Here is a 13,946-nt window from a genome sequence, read left to right on the forward strand (position 1 = left end):
CATCGAGGCCGTGAGCGTGGCCCACCGATGGTGAACTGCCGTACTCCGAGGGCGTGTTCATCGGTTACCGTGCCTGGGAGCGGGCCGGCCGCACCCCCGCGTACCCGTTCGGTCATGGCCTCGGCTACGCCGACTGGACCTACGAGTCCCTGGAGGCCGACGGCACCACGGCGCGGATCCTGCTCCGCAACACCGGCGCGCGGCCGGGCCGCGAGGTCGTCCAGGTCTACGTCGCCCCGGCCGAGCCCGACCCCGAGCGCCCGGCCCGGCTGCTGGCCGGCTTCGCCTCCGCCGAGGCCGCGCCCGGCGAGAGCGTCGAGGTGACCGTCGCCCTGCCGCGCCGCGCCTTCGAGATCTGGGACGAGAAGGCGAAGGCGTGGGCAGTTGTGAAGGGTTCGTACGAGATCGCCGCCGGACGCTCGATCGCGGACCGCAGGCTCACCGCGCCTATTAACGTCTGATCCGGGACAAGTCCCCCACGAGCAGCCCCGGTCCGGGACCTGACCCCTGGACCGGGGCTCATGGCCGCCCAGCAGGTATGGCAGACTCCCGGCCCGCGAGTACCGGAGAGACCGGGTACGGGGGAGAGACTGCGTGTATCCAGGCCAGCCGCAACAGCCGGGTCCCTACGGGCCACCGCAGCCAGGGCAGCCAGGTCCTTACGGGCCGCAACAGCCGGGTCCTTACGGGGCCCAGCAGCCGCCCGTGGGACCGTACGGGCAGCAGCCGCAGCCGTATGCTCCGCAGCAGCCCTACGCCCCTCAGCAGCCGTATCCGCAACAGCAACCGTATCCGCCGCAGGGGTACCCCCAGCAGCCGTACGCGCCTCAACAGCCTTATCCTCCGCAGCAGTCCGCGCCGCCGCCCGCCCAGCACGTCGGCGAGGGCAGGATGCGGCTGGATCCCAACCTCACGCCGGACCAGCGCGATCTGGTGCTGAGGATCCAGGCCAAGTCCAAGCCCATGGCCTACGGCATGGTCCTCGGCATCCCGCTCACCTTCGGCGGCGTCCACTACGGCCTCACGCAGAAGCCCCTCGGATTCGTCGCGGCACTCGCCGGACTGGGCCTGCTGGCCTTCGGCGTCTTCTCGCTGCTGCAGATGCGGGGCCTCAAGAAGCAGCTGCGGCTCATCACGGCGGACGCCTGGCGCTCCCCGGCCGGGCGCCCGCAAGGCCGCCACGCAGGCCGCCTATCTCAACGGCGTGCTGGTCCTGCTGTCCCTCGCCGCCACCGGCTATCTGCTCTACAAGGGCGCCGGCTGGGGCGCGTACGGCAACTCCTTCGGCTTCGGTGCGCTGATGACCGCCGCGGCCTTGCCCTTCGGGATGGCGCTGGCCGCCGCGACCACCATTCCGCAGCTGCTCCAGGTGATTCCGGCCGGCGCGAAGGTCGGGCGGAGTCTGTACTCGATCATCTTCGTGCTGGCCACGACCGTGACCGGCGAGGGCATCAAGGGCCACGCCGTCGGACCGGTCGTGGGCGGAGTCGTGACCCTGCTGATCTGCGGCGGCGCGATGTCCTTGCTGGGCAGGGCGGCCAAACGGATGCGCGGCGAGACCGTCTAACGGACCCCGAACCCGTACACCGTCTCCGAGCGGAAGACCTGACCCGGCCTCAGCTCCGTCCCGGGGAAGTCCGGCCGGTTCGGGGAATCCGGGAAGTGCTGGGTCTCCAGGGCGACGCCGTCGCCGGGGGCGAAGGGTTCCTGCAGGTGGTCGGCGGTGTACAGCTGGAGGCCCGGTTCGGTCGTCGCGATCGTCAGGGTGCGGCCGGAGGCCGGGTCGTGCAGCTCGGCGGCCTGCTGCGGGGTGGCGGTCACGCCCTTGTCCAGGACGAAGTTGTGGTCGTAGGCCGCACCGATCTTGCGGGAGGTGCGGAAGTCGAAGCGGGAGCCGCTCACGTCCTCCAGTACGCCCGTCGGCATCAGGTCCGCGTCGACCGGGGTGAAACGGGAGGCGGCGAGCCGCAGTTCGTGCCCGCCCGCATGGCCCGAGCCGGCCAGGTTGAAGTAGCTGTGGTTGGTGAGGTTGAGCACCGTCGGCGCGTCCGTGACCGCCTCGTAGGCGATCCGCAGCGCGCCGGACGGGTCCAGCGAGTACGTCGCCGACACCTCGACCCGGCCCGGGAAGCCCTCCTCCCCGTGCGGGCTCACCCGGTGCAGCCGCACCCCGTGCTGCCCGGCGGGCCGGGCCGCCCACACCCGCTTGTCGAAACCGCGCCCGCCGCCGTGCAGGGAGTGCGGGCCGCTGTTCGGCTCCAGGGCGTAGACCGCGCCGTCCAGCGGGAAGCGGGCGTGCGCGATCCGGTTGGCGTACCGGCCGACCAGGGCGCCGAAGTACGGCTCCGGGTGTGCGAGATAGCCGTCCAGGCCGGCGAAGCCCAGCACCACCTCGGCCGTCCGGCCCTCCCGGTCCGGCACCCGCACCGACCGCACGATCCCGCCGTACGTCAGCACCTCCACCCGCGTCCCGGCGCGTTCCAGCGTCCAGCGATGGACCTCGGTGCCGTCGGAAAGTGTGCCGAAAAGTTCGCTCATGTGTAAAACAGTAGGTGATCGGTGTCCTACGCAGCCGGATTGGTCGCGGTGATCGTCCGGTACGCGATGGCTGCGAGCCGGGCCTGGCCGTCCTTGCTGGGATGGAACCAGTCCCAGTGGCTCAGCTGGTCCGCACCGAAGCGGTAGTCGTAGACCGCGCCCCCGTCGAAACGGCAGCGGCGGTCCTTGGCGCAGACCGCCTTCAGCACCTTGTTGTACTCCACCACCCGCTGCTGGACCTGGTCCCGGCGCAGCACGGCCGCGCCGGTCAGGTCGTCCGCGTCGGACAGCATCGACGGGCAGATGCCGAGCTTCCACACCTGCTTGCCCAGCGGATTGGTCCGCCCCTCGGACCACAGCCGCTTCAGGTTCGGCACGCTCGCCACGTACACCTGCGCCTTCGGCCGGGCCGTACGCAGCGTACGCAGTGCCTCCTCGAAGTCCGCCCGGAACTCGCTCACCGAGGTCATCGCCCGCGCCGAGGACCGGCAGGCGTCGTTCGCGCCCACCATCACCGTCACCAACTCGGGGTCGCGCGCCGCAGCCTGGGACATCTGCTCCGGCAGGTCCGCCACCCGGGCGCCGGTCTCCGCGTAGTTCCAGCTGCGCTCCGCCGCGCCCGCGACCCCGAGCAGCCGCACCGCCAGGCTGTCGACCTTCGCGTCGCTGCCCGTCGCCCACGACACCTCGGGGCAGTCCGACAGCACCGTGCACGCGTCGAAGCCGCGGGTGATGGAGTCGCCGACGGCGGCGATCGAGGCCGGGCTGCGGTTCCACAGGGGCGCGGGTCTGGAGGCACGATCCTTGGCGCCCTTGGGCGCGGGTGAATTCCCGCCCCCGGCGTCGCAGCCGGCCACGCCCAGCACGGCGGCGGCCGTCACGACGCCGAGAGCGGCCCGCCCACGGCTGCTTCGCTTCCGCATCCCCTGCTGATCCCCTCGTCGTCGAATCCGGTGTTCCGGGTGCTTCCTCCCATAACAACGTGCGAGAGTTCCCGACCGGCCGCCTTGGAACGGACCACCCCCGTACAAGCGTCCCCCTGGGTGAATGGCGAAGGTTTCCTGGCAGCGGGACGGACGGTACGTCACACTCCTTGCACCGCCGCAGGGTAGCCTCGCCATCAACGCGGCCGTCGCGCCACAGCCGCCAGCCAGTCCGCAAGATGTCCCGCTCTGCCCGGAGGTTCCGGTGACGACACGTGGAGTTCTGTACGTGCACTCCGCGCCGCGCGCGCTGTGCCCGCACGTCGAGTGGGCCGTCGCCGGGGTGCTCGGCACGCGCGTCAGCCTCGACTGGATCCGGCAGCCCGCGGCCCCCGGCACCTGGCGCTCGGAGTTCTCCTGGCAGGGCCAGGTCGGTACGGCCTCCAAGCTGGCCTCCGCGCTGCGCGGTTGGCATCTCCTGCGCTTCGAGGTCACCGCCGAGCCCTGCCCGACCGCCGAGGGCGAGCGCTACAGCTGCACCCCCGACCTCGGCATCTTCCACGCCGTCACCGGCATCCACGGCGACATCCTCATCCCCGAGGACCGCCTCCGCGCGGCGCTCACGCGGTCCCAGCGGGACGAGACCGACCTGGAAGCGGAGATCGCCAAGCTCCTGGGCAAGCCGTGGGACGACGAGTTGGAGCCGTTCAGATACGCGGGCGAGGGCGCACCGGTCCGCTGGCTGCACCAGGTGGTGTGAGCTTCCGCAGCCGGGAATCTCGCGTATCCGGGTATGAGAAGAGGGCCCCCGCCGGTCGGCAGGGGCCCTCATGCACGTTCTCAGACGGTCCTGAACGCCAGGACGACGTTGTGCCCGCCGAAGCCGAACGAGTCGTTCAGCGCGGCGATACGGCCCTCGACGGGCAGCTTGCGGGCCTCGCCCCGGACGACGTCGGCGGCGGCCTCCGCCTCGGGGTCGAGGTTCTCGACGTTGATGGTCGGCGGCGCCACCCGGTTGTACAGCGCGAGCACCGTCGCGACCGACTCCACACCGCCGGCGCCACCGAGCAGATGACCGGTCATCGACTTGGTCGCGGAGACCGCCATGTGGTCCGCGTCGTCGCCGAAGACCTTCCGCAGCGCCTTCAGCTCGGCGATGTCACCGGCCGGCGTCGAGGTGGCGTGCGCGTTGACGTGCACGATCTCGGCCGGGTCCAGGTCGGTGCTGTCCAGCAGGTTCTGCAGCGCGTGCGAGATGCCGCGGCCCTCGGGCTCCGGCTGCACGATGTCGTGGCTGTCGGCGGAGACGCCCTGTCCGACGGCCTCGGCGTACACCCGGGCACCGCGCTTGGCCGCGTGCTCGGCGGACTCCAGGACGATCACGCCCGCGCCCTCGCCGAGGACGAAGCCGTCGCGGTCGACGTCGTAGGGACGCGAGGCACCCTGCGGGTTCTCGTTGTTCTTGGACATCGCCATCATGTTGCCGAACGCGGCGATCGGCAGCGGGTGGATGGCGGCCTCCGTACCGCCGGCGACGACGACGTCGGCGCGGCCGGTGCGGATCATCTCGATGGCGTAGCCGATGGCCTCGGCGCCCGAGGCGCACGCGGAGACCGGCGTGTGCACGCCCGCGCGGGCGCCCACGAGCAGGCCCACGTTGGCCGAGGGGCCGTTCGGCATCAGCATGGGGACGGTGTGCGGGGAGACGCGGCGGACGCCCTTCTCCTTGAGCACGTCGTACTGGTCGAGCAGAGTCGTCACGCCGCCGATGCCGGAGGCGATGACGGCGCCGAGCCGGTCCGGGTCGATGCTGGCGTCCTCGCCGGCCTTGTCGGTGAAGCCCGCGTCCTTCCAGGCCTCCTGAGCGGCGATCAGCGCGAACTGCGCCGAACGGTCCAGCCTGCGCGCCTGCGGCCGCGGGATGACCTCGGTGGGCTCCACGGCGATGGGGGCCGCGATCTTGACGGCCTGCTCGGCCGCCCAGTCCTGCTCCAGAGGCTTGACACCGGACTTGCCGGCGACAAGAGCCTCCCAGGTCGAGGCTGCGTCGCCACCCAGCGGTGTGGTTGCGCCGATACCGGTGACGACCACGGTGCGATTGGTCGGGCTCACGGGAATTCTTTCTCCAACGGATACGGGATTCTACGGCGCCACCGCCGGGTGGCGGGGCCTTGCAGCCTGGTACCTAAGGGTGGCTCAGGACTACTGGTGGTCGAGGATGTACTTGGTCGCGTCGCCCACGGTCTTGAGGTTCTTGACGTCCTCGTCCGGGATCTTCACGTCGAAGCGCTCCTCGGCGGCGACGACGACCTCGACCATGGACAGCGAGTCGACGTCCAGGTCGTCGGTGAAGGACTTGTCCAACTGGACGTCCTCAACCGGGATGCCAGCGATCTCGTTAACGATCTCGGCGAGACCCTTGACGATCTCTTCCTGAGTGGCGGCCATGTTGGCGCTCCTTCTTCATGTTCAGACGGTTTGTGGCAATTGCTGCCGTGCCCGATCGCACGATCCGGCACGGAGTGCCTAGGGGAGGGTAACGACCGTGGCGGCGTAGACGAGACCCGCCCCGAATCCGATGACGAGCGCGGTGTCACCGCTCTTCGCCTCCCCGGTCGCCAGAAGCCGCTCCATCGCGAGCGGAATCGAGGCGGCCGAGGTGTTGCCGGTGGTGCGGATGTCCCGGGCGACCGTGACATGCTCCGGCAGCTTGAGAGTCTTCACCATCGAGTCGATGATCCGCACATTGGCCTGGTGCGGGATGAAGACGTCGAGTTCGTCCGGGCTGATCCCGGCCGCGTCCAGCGCCTGCTGCGCGACCTTCGCCATCTCGTACACGGCCCAGCGGAACACCGCCTGGCCCTCCTGCGTGATGGCGGGGAACTTGATGTTGCCGGCGCTGTCCAGGGGAAGCTCGGACACGTCGCCGACGTGGAACCGGTCCCAGGGGACGGTCTGCTTGATCGTCTCGGACTTGTCGCCCTCGGAGCCCCACACGGTCGGGCCGATGGCCGGCTCCTGCGAGGGACCGACGACGACCGCGCCGGCGCCGTCACCGAACAGGAAGGCCGTGGCCCGGTCCTCCAGGTCGGTCAGGTCGCTGAGCCGCTCCACGCCGATGACGAGCACGTACTCGGCGGAACCTTCCACCACCATGCCCTTGGCGAGGGTGAGGCCGTAGCCGAAGCCCGCGCAGCCTGCCGAGATGTCGAAGGCGGCGGCCTTGTCGGTGCCCAGCTTGTCGGCGATCTCGGTGGCGACGGCCGGGGTCTGGCTGAAGTGCGACACGGTCGAGACGACGACCGCGCCGATCTGCTCGGCGCCGATGCCCGCGTCCGCGATCGCCTTGCCGGCGGCCTCGATCGACATCGCGGCCACCGTCTCCTCGGGACCCGCCCAGTGCCGGGTCTCGATGCCGGAGCGCGAGCGGATCCACTCGTCGGAGGAGTCGATCTTCTCCAGGATCACCTCGTTGGGCACCACCCGGGTCGGCCGGTAGCCGCCGACACCGAGGATGCGCGCATACGGGGCGCCCTTGCTGGGCTTGATCTTCGCCATGTACGGCTCCTTAGGCGTCAGGCGTCGACGTGCTCGGTGATGAGCGCGCGGGCCGCGTCGAGGTCGTCGGGGGTCTTCAGGGCCAGCGTCTTGACCCCGGGCAGCGCCCGCTTGGCCAGGCCGGTCAGCGTGCCGCCCGGGCACAGCTCGATGAGCGCGGTGACGCCCAGCTCCTTGAACGTCTCCATGCACAGGTCCCAGCGCACGGGGTTGGCGACCTGGCCGACCAGCCGCTCCAGAACCTCGGCGCCGGTCGCGACGGCCCGGCCGTCCTTGTTGGAGACGTAACGGACCTCGGGGTCGGCGGGCGTCAGGTCCGCGGCGGCCTTGGCCAGCGTCTCGACGGCGGGAGCCATGTGCTCGGTGTGGAAGGCGCCGGCGACCTTCAGCGGGACGACCTTGCGGACGCCCTCGGGCTTGTCCTCGCTCAGCGCGGCGAGCTGCTCCAGCGTGCCCGCGGCGACGATCTGGCCCGCGCCGTTGATGTTCGCCGGGGTCAGGCCCAGCTTCTCCAGATGTGCCACGGAGGTCTCGGGGTCGCCGCCGAGCAGCGCCGACATGCCGGTCTCGGTGACGGCGGCGGCTGCGGCCATGGCGAGCCCGCGGGTGCGGACCAGGCGGACGGCCTCCTCGTCGGGCAGCACCCCGGCCAGCGCGGCGGCGGTGATCTCACCGACGCTGTGCCCGGCGAGGGCACCGACCTTCCGCGGCAGTTCCGCCGGGTCGTCGAACAGCGTGTGCGCGGACGCCAGTCCGGCCGCGACCAGCAGCGGCTGTGCCACCGCCGTGTCGCGGATCTCCTCCGCGTCCGCCTCGGTGCCGCAGCGGATCAGGTCGAGCCCCAGGGCGTCGGACCATGCCTCAAGGGCACCGCGGACACCGGGGAGGTCGAGCCAGGGGGTCAGGAAGCCGGGCGTCTGGGCGCCCTGGCCGGGAGCGACGAGTACGAGCACTCTCACACTCTCTCTTGGGGACGGCCACGGCCGCCCGTGAGGACAGGGACGAAGAACACGAAGGGCTTTTGTGGGCCCCCGACAAAACCCTATGCCGGGGCCTCACCGTCGGCCAGACGCCCGAGGATGAGCGCGATCCGCAGTGTGAACGCGGATCGTACATCCGATGGCGACCAGCCGGTGACGTCAGTCACACGTCGAAGCCGGTAGCGCACGGTGTTCGGGTGAACGAAGAGCATCCGGGCGGCGCCTTCCAGGCTGCTCGCCTGCTCGAGGTAGACGCTCAGCGTTTCGAGGAGTGCCGAGCCCGCCTCCTCCAGCGGTCTGTAGATCTCCTCCACCAGTTGCTCGCGGGCACTCGGATCGCCCGCGATCGCCCGCTCCGGCAGCAGATCGTCCGCCAGCACCGGCCGCGGCGCGTCCTGCCAGGCCGAACACGCCTTCAGACCCGCGGCGGCGGCCTGCGCGGACCGCGTGGCGGCCAGCAGATCCGGTACGACGGGCCCCGCGACCACCGGCCCGGCGGCGAAGGGCCCGATCAGCGACTTGGCGACGGCGAGCGGATTGGCGCTGCCGCCCGCGATGACGACGAGCCGGTCCCCGAGCACACCGGTGAGCACCTGCAGCTTGGCATGCCGGGCGGCCCGCCGGATCGCCTCGACGGTCAGCTCGCTGTCCCCGTCGGGCGCGGTCCCGAGCACGACACACACATGCTCGGGCGAGTTCCACCCGAGGGCGGCGGCCCGGCTGACGGCTCCTTCGTCGGCCTCCCCGCTCAGTACGGCGTTCACGACGAGGGACTCCAGCCGCGCGTCCCAGGCACCGCGTGCCTCGGCGGCCTGCGCGTACACCTGCGCGGTGGCGAAGGCGATCTCCCGGGCGTAGACGAGCAGCGCCTCGCGCAGCACGCTCTCGTCACCGGGGGCGGCCACCTCGTCGATGGCGCTCTCCATGACCTCGATGGTGGTCCGCACCATCTCCACGGTCTGCCGCAGCGTGATGGCCCGGGTCAGCTCGCGCGGCGCGGTCCCGAACACATCGGTGGAGATCGCCTGCGGGGCGTCCGGGTGCCGGAACCACTCGGTGAAGGCCGCGATGCCCGCCTGGGCCACGAGCCCGATCCAGGAGCGGTTCTCCGGGGGCATGGCCCGGTACCACGGCAGGGTCTCGTCCATGCGCGCGATGGCCTGCGCGGCGAGGGACCCGGAGGACTTCTCCAGCCGCTTCAGGGTCGCGGCGTGCGGGTGGACGTCGTGTGTGCGTGCGTGGTGATCGGCGTGGGGTTCGCTGCTGCGGGATTCGGGTTCGGGCACGGGGACAAGACTGCCTTATCCGGACGCCGACGTGCGTCGCCGGGTCAGGGGTGCGGGGGCTGCCCGGTGCCGCGCGGGTCTACGGTGGTGCGCGTGATGGACGTACGGCGCGCCGGTGAGCGCTACCCCGGGGGCGATGCGGAGGCCGGGATCGCCTCCTGGCACGCCTTCTCCTTCGGGCCGCACTACGACCCGGACAACCTGCGCTTCGGCGCGATGATCGCCTGCAACGAGGAGCGGCTCGCGCCCGGCGCCGGTTTCGACGAACACCCGCACAGCCACACCGAGATCGTCACCTGGGTGGTCGAGGGCGAGCTGACCCACCGCGACTCCGCCGGCCACGAGACCCGGGTACGCCCCGGCGACGTCCAGCGCCTCAGCTCGGCCGCGGGCGTCCGCCACGTGGAGCGCAACGACGGCTCGTCGCCGCTCACCTTCCTCCAGATGTGGCTGGCCCCACGGGACCCCGGCGGGGTGCCGTCGTACGAGATCGTTCCCGGCATCGCCGACTCCACGCCGTACGCGGTACCGGCGGCGGGCGCGATGCTCCACGTCCGCCGCCTGGCCCGCGGCGAGCGGACGGCCGTGCCGGACGCGGCGTACGTGTACGTGCACGTGGTCCGGGGTGCCGTCCGGCTGGCCGGCGAGGACCTGGGTGCGGGCGACTCGGCCCGGATCACGGGTGCGGTTGGGTTGGAGGCGGTGGGGGTGGCGGCGACGGAGCTGTTGGTGTGGGAGATGGGGGTGTAGGGGCCGTCGTTCGGCTGCGGCCCGGTGGGGGTTGATCGCGCCCACGCGGCGGAGCCGCACATCGATACGGCCCCGCGCCCCTGGAGAGCCGCAGCCGCCGCACTCGTCAGCGCCCCACCTGCGCATCCCCGCCGGCGTCAGCTCCGCAGCTCCGCGAGCACCCCGTCCGTGAACACCGGCCACGCCTCGATCGCCCAGGGCCCGAACGCCCGGTCCGCCAGGGCGACCGCGGCGACTCCCGCGACCGGGTCGATCCACAGGAACGTACCGGACTGCCCGAAGTGCCCGAAGGTGCGCGGGGAGGACGAACTCCCCGTCCAGTGCGGTGACTTGGCGTCGCGGATCTCGAAGCCCAACCCCCAGTCGTTCGGGTTCTGGTGCCCGTACCCCGGCAGCACCCCCTTCGTCCCCGGGTACTGCACGGTCATCGCCTCCGCGACCGTCCGCGGATCCAGCAGCCGCGGCGCCTGCACCTCCGCCGCGAACAGCAGCAGGTCGGCCACCGTGGACACGCCGTCCTTCGCCGGGGAGCCCGCCAGCGACGTGGCCGTCATGCCCAGCGGCTCCAGCACCGCCTGCCGCAGATACTCCGCGAAGGGAATGTCCGTGGCCTTGGCGATGTGGTCGCCGAGCTGCTCGAACCCGGCGTTGGAGTACAGCCGCCGCTCCCCGGGCGGAGCCGTCACCCGGTGCTCGTCGAAGGCCAGCCCGGAGGCGTGCGCGAGCAGATGGCGGACGGTCGCACCGGGCGGCCCGGCCGGCTCGTCCAGCTCGATCGCGCCCTCCTCGTACGCGACGAGCGCCGCGTAGGCCGCCAGCGGCTTGGTGACCGAGGCGAGCGGAAAGCGGTGCCCGGCGGGGCCGTGCGTCCCGAGGACGGTCCCGTCGGCTCGTACGACGCCCGCCGCGGCGGTGGGGACGGGCCACTTCTCGATCGACGCCAGGCTCGTCAAGCTGTTCAACGACATGGTGCCGAGCCTATGCGGCTCACAGCAGCAGCCGCATCGACGGGTCGGGATCGCGGGTGAAGCCGAGCGAGGCGTACAGCGGTTCGGCCGCGGGGGAGGCGTTGAGCAGCACATGCCCGGCGCCCCGCTCCCGGAACCAGCCCAGCAGCTCCTCCATGCAGGCACGCGCGTACCCGCGGCGCCGGGCGTCCGGGTCGGTCGCCACGCTGAACACGTACCCGACCCGCCCGTGCGGATTGCCGGCCCTCCCGATCCGGTACTCCAGCGTCCCGGCCACCAGCGCGGCCAGCGCCCCCGGCCGGTCCGGATGGTCCACGACGAAGGCCGCGAAGTCCCCCTCGGCCCCGGCGAGCCGCTCCCGCAGCGTCGGCAGGGACTCGGTGTGCCAGTCGGTCGGCCCGCCGCCCCGGATCGCGTCGAGCATGATCTGCCGCAGGCGCAGCAGTTCACCGGCATCCTCGGGCAGGGCCCTGCGTACAAGACTCATGCGCGGCACGCTAATCCCGTGCCCGGCCCCGCGTCCTGCGGATTTCTTACCGGACCCGCTTGCTTGGAGTGCACTCCAAGGTCATAGCGTGGAGGTCATGACGGTGATGCAGACCACGCCAGCGGACACCGCACGCACGGCCCCCGCCGACATCTGCTCCGCCCCGCCCAGACGCCATCCGCGACCCGACGGCCAGGACCGCTACACGATCAGCGAGGTCGTCGCGTTCACCGGCCTCACCGCGCACACCCTGCGCTGGTACGAGCGGATCGGCCTGATGCCGCACGTCGACCGCTCGCACACCGGCCAGCGGCGCTACAGCAACCGCGACCTGGACTGGCTGGACTTCGTGACCAAGCTGCGGCTGACCGGCATGCCGGTGGCCGACATGGTCCGGTACGCGGAGCTGGTCCGGGAGGGCGAGAGCACCTACGGGGAGCGGCAGGCCCTGCTGGAGTCGACCCGCCAGGACGTGCTGAACAGGATCGCCGAACTGCGGGACACGCTCGCCGTACTCGACCGGAAGATCAGTTTCTACGCGATGGAGGGGACCACGCGATGACCGACGCCAGGATTGCGACGGTACGGCTGGGCGAGGGCGGACCGGAGGTCGGCGTACAGGGCCTCGGCTGCATGGGCATGAGCTTCGCGTACGGCCCCACGGACGCCGGCCAGGCCCGCGCCGCGCTGGAGCGGGCGCTGGAGCTGGGCGTGACGCTGTACGACACGGCGGACGCCTACGGCGCGGGGGAGAACGAGCGGTTCCTGTCCCCGTTCTTCAAGGCCCACCGCGACGAGGTGGTCATCGCCACCAAATTCGCCCTGTCGATCCCCGAGGACGACCCGGCCAAGCGGATCATCCGCAACGACGCGCCGTACATCCGGGAGGCCGTCGAGGCCAGCCTGCGTCGGCTCGACGTCGAGGCGATCGACCTCTACTACATGCACCGCCGCGATCCGGACGTCCCCATAGAGGAGACCGTCGGCACGATGGCGGAGCTGGTCCGCGAGGGCAAGGTCAAGCACCTCGGGCTGAGCGAGGTCACCGCCGACGAGCTGCGCGCCGCGCACGCCGTGCACCCGATCGCGGCCGTGCAGTCGGAGTGGTCCCTGTTCAGCCGGGACATCGAGGCGAAGGTCGTACCGGCCGCGCGTGACCTGGGCGTCGCCCTGGTGCCGTACTCGCCGCTCGGCCGCGGCTTCCTCACCGGTGCCTTCACCCACGCCGAACAGGAGCTCACGGCCGACGACTTCCGTCGTCAGCAGCCCCGCTTCACCGGTGCCAACGCGGACGCCAACGCGGCCCTCCTGGAGCCCCTGCGCGCGATCGCCGCGGCCCACGACGCCACTCCCGGCCAGATCGCCCTGGCCTGGGTGCAGCAGCGCGCCACGATCGACGCCCTCCCGGTCGTCCCGATCCCGGGCACCCGCAAGCCGGGCCGTGTGACGGAGAACGTGGCGGCGACGGCCATCACCCTCACCGCCGGGGAACTCGCCCGACTGGAGCCCCTCGCGGCCAAGGTGGCGGGCGACCGGTACGCGGACATGACCTTCACCTCCGCGGGCAGGGAGTGACTACAGCTCCGCCAGCAACTCGGCCTTCTTGGAGGAGAACTCCTCATCGGTGACCAGCCCGGCCTGATGCAACTCCCCGAGATGCCTGATCCGTTCGGCGATGTCGGCGGGGTCGCGGCGTGACGGGGCCGGGACCACCGGTACCGGCCCCCGCGTGCGCACGGCGGCCAGCACCGCCGCGGCGAACGGCAGCGACTCGTGCACCGGCCCGTACCCCAGCCCGAAGACGACGGCCGCCGGATCCTGATCGGCCGCCACGGCCGCCGCCGAGTCGGCCGAGCGCCGGATCAGCCGCAGGTGCCCCTCGAACACCTCCGGCGACCGCCACTCCACCCCGCTCAGGTCGGCGACCGCGAAGCTCTGGTCGCCGGCCTTCCACTTCGCCGACGACGCCCCCGTCCACGACCAGCGGAACTGCACGGACGTACCGTCGAAGCTCGCCTTCCCGTCGTACGCCTTGAAGTGCAGCGGCGCCTCGGGCGCGGCCACCAGATGGTGGTCGGCGGGCCCGGACTCGGTCAACAGGCCCTTCAGGTCGTCCGCGTAGTACTCGGCGAGCGTCTCCCGTTCGGCCGGCAGCACCAGACGGTACGGATCGGAGCCCTCCTTCAGCTGCCCGCCCGCGGCCTCCAGCAGCGGATCGGCGCCGACGCGCGGCAGCAGTCGCAGGACGACGGTGCCGCGCTTGCCCGGGGAGAGTGTCACGCCCTCGACCGCGGACAGCGGGATCCGCCGTTCCCCGAGCGCCTGGAACAGCTTCGGTGTTCGAATCCCCCGTTCGTAACGGATGAGCACGGAGTCGGACTCGAACTCCCAGACGGCATGAAAACCCGCCAGTACGTCACCCATGCGGCTCATCGTATGCGGCACGTGCTCCTCCG

The 13,946-nt window shown here is 71.6% G+C and carries 15 protein-coding genes and 1 pseudogene; 6 read left to right on the forward strand and 10 right to left on the reverse strand.

Features of this window, described 5'->3' with window-relative positions:
* Positions 1 to 20: 20 nt before the first annotated feature.
* Positions 21 to 461: pseudogene (locus tag AB5L52_RS30440) on the forward strand (fibronectin type III-like domain-contianing protein); the annotation flags it as partial.
* 743 nt (positions 462 to 1,204) lie between these two features.
* The gene (locus AB5L52_RS30445) at positions 1,205 to 1,567 is read left to right on the forward strand and encodes a hypothetical protein (protein ID WP_369367235.1); all 363 of its coding nucleotides are present in this window, start codon (positions 1,205 to 1,207) and stop codon (positions 1,565 to 1,567) included.
* Here AB5L52_RS30445 and AB5L52_RS30450 read toward each other — a convergent pair.
* Together AB5L52_RS30450 and AB5L52_RS30455 are read right to left on the reverse strand one after the other, a co-directional pair.
* Positions 1,564 to 2,538 (reverse strand): aldose epimerase family protein, encoded by a 975-nt coding sequence (locus AB5L52_RS30450; RefSeq protein WP_369367236.1) that lies wholly within the window; start codon positions 2,536 to 2,538, stop codon positions 1,564 to 1,566. The two genes, AB5L52_RS30445 and AB5L52_RS30450, sit on opposite strands and share 4 nt — an antisense overlap.
* A gap of 26 nt (positions 2,539 to 2,564) precedes the next feature.
* Positions 2,565 to 3,461, reverse strand: coding sequence for an SGNH/GDSL hydrolase family protein (locus tag AB5L52_RS30455; protein ID WP_369367237.1), 897 nt, complete (start codon positions 3,459 to 3,461; stop codon positions 2,565 to 2,567).
* A gap of 265 nt (positions 3,462 to 3,726) precedes the next feature.
* Between AB5L52_RS30455 and AB5L52_RS30460 the strand changes: the two genes are divergently transcribed.
* The gene (locus AB5L52_RS30460; RefSeq protein ID WP_351020688.1) at positions 3,727 to 4,221 is read left to right on the forward strand and encodes a DUF3145 domain-containing protein; all 495 of its coding nucleotides are present in this window, start codon (positions 3,727 to 3,729) and stop codon (positions 4,219 to 4,221) included.
* An 80-nt stretch (positions 4,222 to 4,301) separates the two neighbouring features.
* Here the strand turns inward: AB5L52_RS30460 and fabF are convergent, their stop codons facing one another.
* The 5 genes from fabF to AB5L52_RS30485 form a co-directional block, all read right to left on the reverse strand.
* Positions 4,302 to 5,573, reverse strand: coding sequence for a beta-ketoacyl-ACP synthase II (gene fabF / locus AB5L52_RS30465; protein ID WP_351020690.1), 1,272 nt, complete (start codon positions 5,571 to 5,573; stop codon positions 4,302 to 4,304).
* 90 nt (positions 5,574 to 5,663) lie between these two features.
* On the reverse strand, positions 5,664 to 5,909 hold the full coding sequence (locus AB5L52_RS30470; RefSeq protein WP_351020692.1) for an acyl carrier protein: 246 nt from the start codon (positions 5,907 to 5,909) through the stop codon (positions 5,664 to 5,666).
* Between the two features lie 78 nt (positions 5,910 to 5,987).
* Complete coding sequence (locus AB5L52_RS30475) at positions 5,988 to 7,019, reverse strand: ketoacyl-ACP synthase III (protein ID WP_369367238.1); 1,032 nt, start codon at positions 7,017 to 7,019, stop codon at positions 5,988 to 5,990.
* 17 nt (positions 7,020 to 7,036) lie between these two features.
* A complete protein-coding gene (locus AB5L52_RS30480; protein WP_351565894.1) occupies positions 7,037 to 7,972 on the reverse strand; it encodes an ACP S-malonyltransferase in 936 nt (311 codons plus the stop codon).
* Positions 7,973 to 8,061: 89 nt separating this feature from the next.
* Complete coding sequence (locus tag AB5L52_RS30485; RefSeq protein WP_351020698.1) at positions 8,062 to 9,285, reverse strand: helix-turn-helix domain-containing protein; 1,224 nt, start codon at positions 9,283 to 9,285, stop codon at positions 8,062 to 8,064.
* A 96-nt stretch (positions 9,286 to 9,381) separates the two neighbouring features.
* Between AB5L52_RS30485 and AB5L52_RS30490 the strand changes: the two genes are divergently transcribed.
* Positions 9,382 to 10,035 (forward strand): pirin family protein, encoded by a 654-nt coding sequence (locus tag AB5L52_RS30490; protein ID WP_369369004.1) that lies wholly within the window; start codon positions 9,382 to 9,384, stop codon positions 10,033 to 10,035.
* A gap of 137 nt (positions 10,036 to 10,172) precedes the next feature.
* On the opposite strand, the gene AB5L52_RS30495 is transcribed toward AB5L52_RS30490, so the two are convergent.
* Positions 10,173 to 11,003: a serine hydrolase domain-containing protein gene (locus tag AB5L52_RS30495; protein WP_351565897.1), complete on the reverse strand. Its 831-nt coding sequence runs from the start codon at positions 11,001 to 11,003 to the stop codon at positions 10,173 to 10,175.
* 19 nt (positions 11,004 to 11,022) lie between these two features.
* Positions 11,023 to 11,490 carry a GNAT family N-acetyltransferase gene (locus tag AB5L52_RS30500; RefSeq protein WP_369367239.1) on the reverse strand — a complete coding sequence of 156 codons (468 nt, stop codon included), beginning with the start codon at positions 11,488 to 11,490 and terminating at the stop codon, positions 11,023 to 11,025.
* 97 nt (positions 11,491 to 11,587) lie between these two features.
* Here AB5L52_RS30500 and AB5L52_RS30505 point away from each other — a divergent pair, with 97 nt between their 5' ends.
* Both AB5L52_RS30505 and AB5L52_RS30510 read left to right on the forward strand, forming a co-directional pair.
* A complete protein-coding gene (locus tag AB5L52_RS30505; protein ID WP_351020704.1) occupies positions 11,588 to 12,052 on the forward strand; it encodes a MerR family transcriptional regulator in 465 nt (154 codons plus the stop codon).
* Positions 12,049 to 13,065, forward strand: coding sequence for an aldo/keto reductase (locus tag AB5L52_RS30510; RefSeq protein ID WP_351020706.1), 1,017 nt, complete (start codon positions 12,049 to 12,051; stop codon positions 13,063 to 13,065). The genes AB5L52_RS30505 and AB5L52_RS30510 overlap by 4 nt, the downstream gene beginning before the upstream one ends.
* Here the strand turns inward: AB5L52_RS30510 and AB5L52_RS30515 are convergent, their stop codons facing one another.
* A complete protein-coding gene (locus tag AB5L52_RS30515) occupies positions 13,066 to 13,914 on the reverse strand; it encodes a DUF4429 domain-containing protein (RefSeq protein ID WP_351020708.1) in 849 nt (282 codons plus the stop codon).
* Positions 13,915 to 13,946 lie beyond the last annotated feature (32 nt).

The organism is Streptomyces sp. CG4 (genome assembly GCF_041080655.1).
Taxonomy (GTDB): Bacteria; Actinomycetota; Actinomycetes; order Streptomycetales; family Streptomycetaceae; genus Streptomyces.

Excerpts from the sequence above, each read along its gene's own strand:
- AB5L52_RS30450 (WP_369367236.1), bottom strand. The coding sequence starts at position 2,538 with ATGAGCGAACTTTTCGGCACACTTTCCGACGGCACCGAGGTCCATCGC.
- AB5L52_RS30455 (WP_369367237.1), bottom strand. The coding sequence starts at position 3,461 with ATGCGGAAGCGAAGCAGCCGTGGGCGGGCCGCTCTCGGCGTCGTGACG.
- AB5L52_RS30470 (WP_351020692.1), bottom strand. The coding sequence starts at position 5,909 with ATGGCCGCCACTCAGGAAGAGATCGTCAAGGGTCTCGCCGAGATCGTT.
- AB5L52_RS30475 (WP_369367238.1), bottom strand. The coding sequence starts at position 7,019 with ATGGCGAAGATCAAGCCCAGCAAGGGCGCCCCGTATGCGCGCATCCTC.
- AB5L52_RS30490 (WP_369369004.1), top strand. The coding sequence starts at position 9,382 with ATGGACGTACGGCGCGCCGGTGAGCGCTACCCCGGGGGCGATGCGGAG.
- AB5L52_RS30495 (WP_351565897.1), bottom strand. The coding sequence starts at position 11,003 with ATGTCGTTGAACAGCTTGACGAGCCTGGCGTCGATCGAGAAGTGGCCC.
- AB5L52_RS30500 (WP_369367239.1), bottom strand. The coding sequence starts at position 11,490 with ATGAGTCTTGTACGCAGGGCCCTGCCCGAGGATGCCGGTGAACTGCTG.
- AB5L52_RS30505 (WP_351020704.1), top strand. The coding sequence starts at position 11,588 with ATGACGGTGATGCAGACCACGCCAGCGGACACCGCACGCACGGCCCCC.
- AB5L52_RS30510 (WP_351020706.1), top strand. The coding sequence starts at position 12,049 with ATGACCGACGCCAGGATTGCGACGGTACGGCTGGGCGAGGGCGGACCG.
- AB5L52_RS30515 (WP_351020708.1), bottom strand. The coding sequence starts at position 13,914 with ATGGGTGACGTACTGGCGGGTTTTCATGCCGTCTGGGAGTTCGAGTCC.